This window comes from Bathymodiolus azoricus thioautotrophic gill symbiont (assembly GCF_001298715.1).
Taxonomy (GTDB): Bacteria; Pseudomonadota; Gammaproteobacteria; order PS1; family Pseudothioglobaceae; genus Thiodubiliella.
In genome coordinates, this window is sequence record NZ_CDSC02000448.1 from 1 (window position 1) to 8,835 (window position 8,835).

The 8,835-nt window shown below is 39.4% G+C and carries 11 protein-coding genes and 1 pseudogene; 8 read left to right on the forward strand and 4 right to left on the reverse strand.

Features of this window, described 5'->3' with window-relative positions; genetic code table 11:
• The 4 genes and pseudogenes from BAZSYMA_RS10480 to dprA form a co-directional block, all read right to left on the reverse strand.
• Nucleotides 1–154 (reverse strand): annotated as a pseudogene (locus tag BAZSYMA_RS10480) (DNA adenine methylase); the annotation flags it as partial.
• Nucleotides 155–297: 143 nt separating this feature from the next.
• Nucleotides 298–2,679 (reverse strand): type I DNA topoisomerase, encoded by a 2,382-nt coding sequence (gene topA / locus BAZSYMA_RS08505; protein ID WP_090717947.1) that lies wholly within the window; start codon nucleotides 2,677–2,679, stop codon nucleotides 298–300.
• On the reverse strand, nucleotides 2,679–3,170 hold the full coding sequence (locus BAZSYMA_RS08510) for a Smg family protein (protein WP_090717951.1): 492 nt from the start codon (nucleotides 3,168–3,170) through the stop codon (nucleotides 2,679–2,681). Before BAZSYMA_RS08510 ends, topA begins: the two co-directional genes overlap by 1 nt.
• A gap of 6 nt (nucleotides 3,171–3,176) precedes the next feature.
• Complete coding sequence (gene dprA, locus BAZSYMA_RS08515; RefSeq protein ID WP_090717955.1) at nucleotides 3,177–4,262, reverse strand: DNA-processing protein DprA; 1,086 nt, start codon at nucleotides 4,260–4,262, stop codon at nucleotides 3,177–3,179.
• Between the two features lie 110 nt (nucleotides 4,263–4,372).
• Here dprA and rpmH point away from each other — a divergent pair, with 110 nt between their 5' ends.
• From rpmH to BAZSYMA_RS10560, 8 genes are all read left to right on the forward strand, one after another.
• Nucleotides 4,373–4,513, forward strand: coding sequence for a 50S ribosomal protein L34 (rpmH, locus tag BAZSYMA_RS08520; RefSeq protein ID WP_090717975.1), 141 nt, complete (start codon nucleotides 4,373–4,375; stop codon nucleotides 4,511–4,513).
• A complete protein-coding gene (rnpA, locus tag BAZSYMA_RS08525) occupies nucleotides 4,513–4,854 on the forward strand; it encodes a ribonuclease P protein component (RefSeq protein ID WP_090717956.1) in 342 nt (113 codons plus the stop codon). The genes rpmH and rnpA overlap by 1 nt, the downstream gene beginning before the upstream one ends.
• A 9-nt stretch (nucleotides 4,855–4,863) precedes the next feature.
• Nucleotides 4,864–5,079 (forward strand): membrane protein insertion efficiency factor YidD, encoded by a 216-nt coding sequence (yidD, locus tag BAZSYMA_RS08530; RefSeq protein WP_090717959.1) that lies wholly within the window; start codon nucleotides 4,864–4,866, stop codon nucleotides 5,077–5,079.
• Nucleotides 5,080–5,100: 21 nt separating this feature from the next.
• Nucleotides 5,101–6,711, forward strand: coding sequence for a membrane protein insertase YidC (gene yidC / locus BAZSYMA_RS08535; protein ID WP_090717962.1), 1,611 nt, complete (start codon nucleotides 5,101–5,103; stop codon nucleotides 6,709–6,711).
• Complete coding sequence (locus BAZSYMA_RS08540; protein WP_090717966.1) at nucleotides 6,711–7,595, forward strand: TauD/TfdA family dioxygenase; 885 nt, start codon at nucleotides 6,711–6,713, stop codon at nucleotides 7,593–7,595. Before yidC ends, BAZSYMA_RS08540 begins: the two co-directional genes overlap by 1 nt.
• A complete protein-coding gene (gene ampD / locus BAZSYMA_RS08545) occupies nucleotides 7,588–8,103 on the forward strand; it encodes a 1,6-anhydro-N-acetylmuramyl-L-alanine amidase AmpD (RefSeq protein ID WP_090717969.1) in 516 nt (171 codons plus the stop codon). Before BAZSYMA_RS08540 ends, ampD begins: the two co-directional genes overlap by 8 nt.
• Nucleotides 8,100–8,621 (forward strand): 3-deoxy-manno-octulosonate-8-phosphatase KdsC, encoded by a 522-nt coding sequence (kdsC, locus tag BAZSYMA_RS08550; protein ID WP_090717972.1) that lies wholly within the window; start codon nucleotides 8,100–8,102, stop codon nucleotides 8,619–8,621. The genes ampD and kdsC overlap by 4 nt, the downstream gene beginning before the upstream one ends.
• Before the next feature lie 124 nt (nucleotides 8,622–8,745).
• The coding region (locus BAZSYMA_RS10560) for an MGMT family protein (protein WP_277621619.1) at nucleotides 8,746–8,835 on the forward strand (90 nt) is incomplete at its 3' end.

Sequence of the window (8,835 nt, forward strand, 5' to 3'; positions counted from 1 at the left end):
AATTATGATTATTCTTATAATATTCTAATTCAATTATTAATTTTTCTGGGGTGCTCTTTACAACCTCATAAGCGTTAATAAGTTCTGAATTTATATCAGAAAGATATGCTTTTTTGTCTTCTAGCTCCCCCCTAGAATAAAGCTCAAAAAACACTGCGCCACCGCCCAAGAAGGGTTCGTGATAATATTCTAATTCAATTATTGAAGTCTTCTGGAAATTTAGAAAACAGCTGGTCTATCAAGCCACGCTTTCCGCCTGCCCACTTTAAAAACGGCTTGGCGTAAGGTTGATTACTTTTAGACTTTAGCATAGATTAAACTCGGGGCAGTTGTCTTAAATTTTAATCTATTTTCTAGCCACCTTTTTCCTTTTTTTGGTTTGGCTTTAGGCTTAAGTTTGCCAGAAACGGCTTTTTTACATTCTTCAAGCGTTAAATCTGCTGGGATTTTATCGCCGAAGACTTTTTTGATGGTGATGTTTTTTTGTCCTTTGCCTTTTTTCTTGCCGTTCCAGATGTAGGGACCAAAACGACCGTTGAGGACTTGGATGTCAGAATCGTTGAAAGTTTTTATGATGCGTTCGGCGTCAAATTTTTCTTTGGCTTTGATGAGTATTAGCGCCTCATCAAGGGTGACTTCTTCAGGAGTGATTTCTTTAAGAGAGACATATTTTTTGCCGTATTGGATGTAAGGACCGAAGCGACCGTAGTTGGCTTTGATAATGCCAAAGTCGTCAGTTTCACCAACAGTACGAGGCATATTGAATAATTCTAGTGCCTCTTCTAGTTTGATGGTTTCAATGTCTAATGAGCCTCTGAGTGAGGCAAAGATGGGTTTTTCTTCATCATCTTTGTGTCCGATTTGTGCAAAGGCGCCGTATCTGCCAAAGCGTACACTAACGGGTTTGCCACTTTTTGGGTCGGTACCGAGTTCGCGCATACCGTGTGTTTCTTCTCGGGAAATATCAGCAGCATCTTCGACTTTTTGGTGGAAGGGCTGGTAAAAATTTTTGACCACGCCCTGCCATGGGACATTTTGTGTGGCAATGGTGTCAAAATCAGACTCTAGTTTTGCAGTAAATTGATAATCAACAATCTCACTGAAATATTTAACTAAGAAGTCATTTAGTAAATAGGCAACACTGGTTGGGAATAGTTTGTTTTTTTCAGCACCCGTCCTCTCAACAGGGGTTGATTCAGAAATTGCACCATCTATAATTTCAATTTTGTGGTATTCACGCTCTACACCTTCGCGCGTTTCTTTAGAAACATAACCTCTGTCTTGCACGGTAGATACCATCGTGGCAAAAGTTGACGGCCTACCGATGCCCATTTCTTCAATTTTCTTCACCAATGAGGCTTCAGTATAGCGTGGCTTGGCACGAGAAAAACTCTCTCTAGCGCTAAAATTAGCAATGCTTAATGCGTCGCCTTTGTTTAAATTTGGCAACAGCTTGTCATCTGAAGACAGATAATCATACACACTTAAAAATCCAGGGAATATTAAGATTTCACCATTGGCAATAAAATTCTCAGAGCGATTAGAGATGTTAATTTTAATTTGTGTTTTTTGCAACTGGGCATCACTCATTTGGCAAGCTAATGTGCGCTTATAAATAAGTGTGTAAAGTTTTGCCGCTTGACCTTCTAAGCCAAAAATCTCTGACTTGGTAAGGTCAGTTGGGCGAATGGCTTCGTGCGCCTCTTGTGCGCTTGCATCTTTGGTTTTAAACCTTCTTTCTTGGTGATAATCACGACCAAATTCTTTTTCAATCACTTTACCAGCGGCTTCGATGGCTGTTTCAGAAAGCGTGAATGAGTCTGTTCTCATATAAGTAATCGCACCTTCGCGGTAGAGACCTTGTGCCAATGTCATGGTTTGCTTGACTGAAAAGCCTAATTTTTGCGAGGCTTCTTGTTGTAGTGTAGAAGTGATAAAAGGGGGCTTGGGTGTGCGCTTTGAAGGTTTTTTCTCAATTGATGCGACGCTGAGTTTGGCATCTAAAAGCGCTGTGGCAAATGCCAATGCCTCATCTTTTTTGTTGAAATCCGCACTCAGTTTTACTTCAATGAGTTCGCCTGCATCATTGACTAAATCTGCTTTAACCTTATAAGTGTTTTCACAGGTATGGTCGATAATTTCTCTTTCTCTTTCTACCACTAAACGCACTACTGGGGATTGTACTCGGCCGGCTGAACGGGCACCTGAGATTTTGCGCCATAGAACTGGTGAGATCTCAAAACCTACTAATCTATCAATAATGCGTCTGGCTTGCTGTGCATCAACTAAGTTGTAGTCCACTATTCGTGGCTCGGTGATTGCACGAGTAATCGCACCTTTGGTAATTTCATGGAAAACAATTCTTGGCGTGTCTTTTGGCAGGTTGAGTGCCTCTAGCAAATGCCAAGCAATGGCTTCTCCTTCGCGATCCTCATCCGTTGCGAGATAAATTTTATCAGCGGCTTTTACATCCTTGCGTAATTGTGTAACGACTTTTTTCTTGTCTGCGGTGACTTCGTAGGTAGGTTTAAAGTTATTTTCAATATCAATGCCCATGCCTTTTTTAGGCATATCACGAATATGACCGATACTCGATTTAACGGTATAGTCTTTGCCTAAGAACTTTTCAATGGTTTTGGCTTTGGCGGGGGACTCAACAATGACAAGATTTTTTGCCATTATTGAACCGTGTGATTGTCATCAAGAAACATAATGGACTCTAACCATTGTGGTGATACTTCTTCATCGTCGCTATTGCCAAGTATCATCATTACCACCCATTTGAGGTCGTCTAAAGATATGGTGGAGTCGCCCAGTGACATAATTTGGTCAATAATCATTTCACGCTGGTTAGCGTCAATTTGACCTATGTTCTCCATAAATAATAGAAAGCCACGAGATTTTGTGTCAAGTTTTAATTTTTCCGCTTCGCTATAAATACGCATACTGCCATTAGCACTGCCAAATGGTTGGGTTTCGCCATCTTGCAAAGTGGCAATGTTCTCTAACCAGCTGAGTGCTTTGTCAATGCGTGTAATCTCAAATCCAGCATCTGAAAGGTGTGCCTTTAAGGCGGTATCGTCAATTTCTTGAGACGAATCTTGCTCTGCTACTTCAAACAGATAATCAAACATATAAGTTAGCACATCAAGAATATTATTATTTGTCATAAAACCTCACTTTAATATATAACCAAAGCCATCAACTTTTTCTACTGCGTCCTTGAGCTCTAATAAAAGCAACTCTTGTGTGACTATTTGGGGGCTCAAACCACTTTTTTCAACTATTTCATCAATATTTATAGCATCGTAACTCAAGTATTTTAATAGCACAGAAGAATTATTGTGCGTGTATTTTTCAGAAGTGGTTGAATTATTTTCTTGATCTGGCTCTGGCAAGTCGATTTGTAATTCATCAAGGATGTCCTCAACGCTTTCAACCAATTTAGCACCTTGTTTGATAAGGTGATGACACCCTTGCGACAATGGATTGTGGATTGAACTAGGAACAGCAAATACTTCTTTGCCTTGTTCGGCGGCTAGTTTAGCAGTAATCATTGTGCCACTTTTGATACTGGCTTCAACCACTAAAGTGCCTAAACTCAACCCGCTGATAATACGATTGCGTCTTGGAAAATTAGTGGCAGTGGGCGCGGTGCCAATATAAAATTCAGATACCAAAGCGCCTTTGGTTGAAATCTGATGTGCCAAAGACTTGTGTTTTGCTGGATAGATTCTATCAAGTCCTGTGCCACAAACGGCAATGGTTGGTTTGTCGGCTTCTAAAGCACCAATGTGTGCACTGGCATCGATACCACTCGCCATACCAGAAGTTATCACAATATCTAAGTTTGATAGAGACTTGGCAAATTCATGTGCATTTTGCTTGCCACCAGAGCTTGGATTGCGACTACCTACAATAGCGAGTTGTGGCAAGGTTAAGCATGACACATCGCCTCTGACATAAAGCAAGGGTGGCGGGTCGGAAATGGTTTTGAGTTGTTCAGGATAGCCGTTATCAATTAAAGTGAGAATATGGCAGTCATCGGCTTTGACCCAATCAAGGTCTGCTTGCACCAACGAAGTATCGTTTTGTTCTATAAAGTCAAGTGTCTCTTGGCGAAATACGCCACAGGCTTTGCGCTGGGTTGTAGAGGCTAAAAACACTTGCTCAGGTGATTCGAAAACTTTGAGAGCCTTATAAAAGGTGTGCGTGCCAACATTCGGTGCTCTTAATAACATTAACCAATAAACCAAATCCATTCTGTGTCCCACACTATTCAAAGAATTGCCACTTTTCATTGTAACATCAATATGGTATTTGGGTGGATATTATGGTAAAATTGCGCCTTTTATTTGACTGTATTAACATTATGAAACAAAAAAGAACCTTTCAACCGAGTGTTATTAAGCGTAAGCGCACACATGGTTTTAGAGCAAGAATGAGCACCAAAGCAGGTCGTGCAGTAATCAATGCTCGTAGAAGAAAAGGGCGTAAGCGTTTAGCTGCCTAGTGTCTTTCGGGTTGGCGCGCGCGGCTAGAATTCTTAAAGCCAATGAGTACACCCATGTTTTTAAGGGTGGCACACTGGCAAGGGGCAAACACTGGCAAGTTATTGCAAGACCACTTAAGGCATCAAAACCACGCTTGGGTTTGGCTATATCGAAAAAAGTCCATCGCTTAGCGATTGATAGGAATCGATTTAAACGCATTGCTAGAGAAACTTTTAGATTGCAGCGACAGTATTTAGATAGTTGGGATTTTGTGGTAATGGCAAGAAAATCAAAGCCAGTCAAAAATCCTATTTTATCGGCAGAATTGCTTGATTTATTTAAAAAGGTAACAAAAAAATAATTTCGAATTATGCGTTATTTATTGCTTATCCCTATTAAATTTTATCAGTTGTTTATCAGTCCGCTGTTAGGTTCTAACTGTCGTTTTGACCCAACTTGCTCTCAGTATGCATATGACGCTGTGAAAGCCCATGGCTTTTTCAAAGGACTTAGTTTAAGCGTTAAACGCATTAGCAAATGCCACCCTTGGCACGAAGGTGGTTTCGACCCAGTGCCCAAAAAATAAATACATTACATACCAATCATTATGAATCAAAAATTATTATTAAGTGTTGCTATTTTTTTTACAGTTTTCCTATTATGGGATAAGTGGCAAATTACACAAACGGTTGATGCCAATGGCAATGTTGTACACAAATCTGAAATCACCTCAGACGCACCAGCGCAAAATATTGACATACCAACAATCAATACGCAGGGTTTAGAAATTGATGTATCAATACCGAGTGTTGCCCAAAAAGGAGGTTTTACTACAGTAACTACTGATTTTCTTACGGTTGAAATTAGCCACAAAGGTGGCACAATTCAGAATGCTTTTCTAAATACTTACCCTGTAGAGTTGGAAGGTGATGAAAAATTTCAATTATTAAATGATGAAACGGGTGCGTTGTTCCAAGCGCAAAGTGGTTTAGCATCGCGTGACGATGCATTGCCAACACATTTGTCTGATTTTAGTTCGGTCAATACCAATTATCAATTGTCTGCTGATGAATTGGTTGTGCCACTTGTATGGCAAGGCAAAGACGGCATAAAAGTGATTAAGAATTTCCATTTTAAGAGGGGTAGTTATGTTGTTGGGGTTGATTATCAAATTCTCAACAATTCTAATCAGAGCTTGCCAGTTAAGCCATATGTGCGCTTGAGCCGTAATGCTATCGACCAGTCGAATATGATGATGCCAACTTTTACTGGTGGTCTAATATATGACAAGAAAAACAACACCATACAAAAAAATGATTTTGAAGATTGGAGTGATTTTGATAAGCAAAATTCTATTGGTGGATGGATGGCAATGGCACAGCAATATTTTATGACCGCGTGGATTCCAAACCAAGATGAGCAACAGAATTTTTCTGCAAGCACAACTAGTGGTGTGTACAAACTAACCAATGCTAATCAACAAACTAATATTGCCGCTGGAAGTAGCGTAACACTCAGTACTAACCAGTTGTATATTGGACCTAAAGAGTATGGTAAGATTGAAAAAGTGGCAACTGGTTTACACTATACACTGGATTATGGTTGGTTAGATATTTTAGCTGACCCATTGTCTTGGTTGATTCATAAAATTAATGATGTTGTTGGTAGTTGGGGTTGGTCAATTATTCTTATTACTATGTTAATTAAGTTAGTTTTCTATCCACTCAGCGAAAAGTCTTATCGTTCAATGGCAAAAATGAGAAAACTGTCTCCAAGGCTTGCACAATTAAAAGAAGCTTATGGTGATGATAGACAGAAAATGGGTCAAAAAACCATGGAGTTGTATAGAAAAGAGAAGATCAATCCAGCTTCTGGCTGCTTGCCTATTTTGGTGCAAATACCCGTGTTTATTGCTTTTTACTGGATGCTACTCGATACAGTTGAGTTGCGTCAAACGGCATTTTGGTGGATGTCAGATTTATCAGTGATGGATCCATATTATATCTTGCCGGTTATTATGGGTGTTTCAATGTTTATCCAGCAAAAACTTAATCCATCACCACCTGACCCAATGCAGGCGAAGATTATGATGACACTGCCTTTTGTGTTTACCATTATGTTCTTGTGGTTTCCGTCAGGACTTGTGCTTTATTGGGTGTTCAACAATATCTTATCTATAACACAACAGTGGACAATTAATAAGCGAATTAATGGCTAATGTCTATCCTAGACAATTTTGATAAATATCAATATTGGCGGGATGAAAAACTTGCTAATGCAGTAAATAGCATTGAACAGTGTCTGCTTGAAATTGCAAACCCAAGTGTGCTAAGTACAGCTGAAAAAGATAAAATCCAGTATCTTTGTCGCACTAACAACTTTGCCTTATTTGAAATCAAAGCGCAGGATGACTATGCGCAAGCCATAGTGCAAATCAATCGTCAAGTAGGTTTGATTGATTATGACCAACACCTGTATGCACAAAATGATGGGCTGGCATATGTCACGCAAAGTAATAAGCAAGAACAACGCTCAGAATTTATTCCTTATACCAACAAGGCAATTGGGTGGCATACTGATGGTTATTACAATGCACAAAACAATCAAGTGCGTGCCTTCTCATTATTTTGTGTCTCGCCTAGTGCCACTGGTGGCGTTAATCAATGGATTGACCCACAGATGGTTTATTTGCTATTAAGGGAAGATAATATAGATGTCGTTAAAGCGTTGAGTCATCCACAGGCAATGAGTATTCCAGAGCATAAGATGGATGGACAAGTTAGACGCGCTAAATCAACGGAGGCTATTTTTTTCATTGATGAGCCGAGTGTTGAGCTTTATATGCGCTACACGCAACGGAAGAAAAATATTGAATTCTTAGACTCCTTAGAGGTTAAACAGGCAGTTACTTTGTTAGATGATTTGTTAAAAACTACAACGCCACATCATTTTGAATATACGATGAATGCCAATCAAGGACTGATTTGTAATAATGTATTGCACAATCGTTCAGCATTTGTTGATGATCCTGAACATCCACGCCTCTTACTAAGAGGGCGTTATTCTAATAGGGTTTGTTGTTATAATTCTAAGCATGATTGAAAACCATTTGCTTGCTTTGGCAAAACAAGTTCCATCACCAAATTACAACGAGCGCCCTAATGACGAGGTTTCATTGGTGGTTATTCATAATATTTCTTTACCACCAAAAGAGTTTGGCAATGATTATATTGAACAATTTTTTACCAATAAATTGGATTTTGGTGCATACCCTTATTTTCAAACATTGATTGGTATTGAAGTTTCCACGCATTTATTTATTAAACGCGACGGCGAGATTGTCCAATTTGTACCATTTGACAAACGAGCTTGGCACGCAGGACAATCGAATTTTGTAGGACGAGAAAACTGTAACGATTTTTCTATTGGTATTGAGTTAGAAGGCAGTGATAATATTGCCTATGAAGCGCTACAATATCAAGTGTTAAAAACAATATTAGATCAATTAAAATCACACTACCCAATAACAGATGTTGTTGGGCACAGTGATATCGCCCCAGGTAGGAAAACTGACCCAGGTGATGCATTTAACTGGAGCAAAATAAAATGAACACAACTGAGTTAGTAAATAAAATTCAACTGATTATCTTTGATGTTGATGGTGTATTAACTGATGGCGGACTATATTTCACTGAGGATGGTGCAGAATTCAAGCGTTTTAATTCACTTGATGGACACGGCATTAAAATGCTTAAAGACAATGGTGTTGAAGTAGCTGTGATTACTGCACGAGATAGCAAGACAGTTGCATATCGTATGAAAAACCTTGGTATTGCGCATTTTTATCAAGGACAATCAGATAAAGTGGTAGCGTTTAGCGACCTATTGCAAAAACTCAATCTGAGCGCTGATGAAGTAGCCTATGTGGGCGATGATGTGATTGATTTGCCAGTAATGACCAAGGTTGGTTTTGCTATTGCTGTTGCCAATGCACATGACACGGTCAAACAATACGCAAATTTAATCACTGAAAAATCCGGTGGACATGGTGCGGTGCGTGAAGTATGTGATTTTATTCTCAAAGCACAGGGCAAGTTTGATGATGCAATGAAGCTTTACCTTGACTGATTTTCAAAATCTCTGCTATCAAACATTGAAAGCCAAGGTGCCGGCTGGGCGTGTTATTACTTAGTTGGTTTAGCAAAACTCATTAATCGCCCAAAAGCACATCGTGCGGTTGGCTCGGCGATGAATAAAACCTTTTGCACCTGAAGTGCCTTGTCATCGTGTGGTGAAATCAAATGGAGAGTTAGGGAGTTTTGCAGATGACCTATCTATAAAA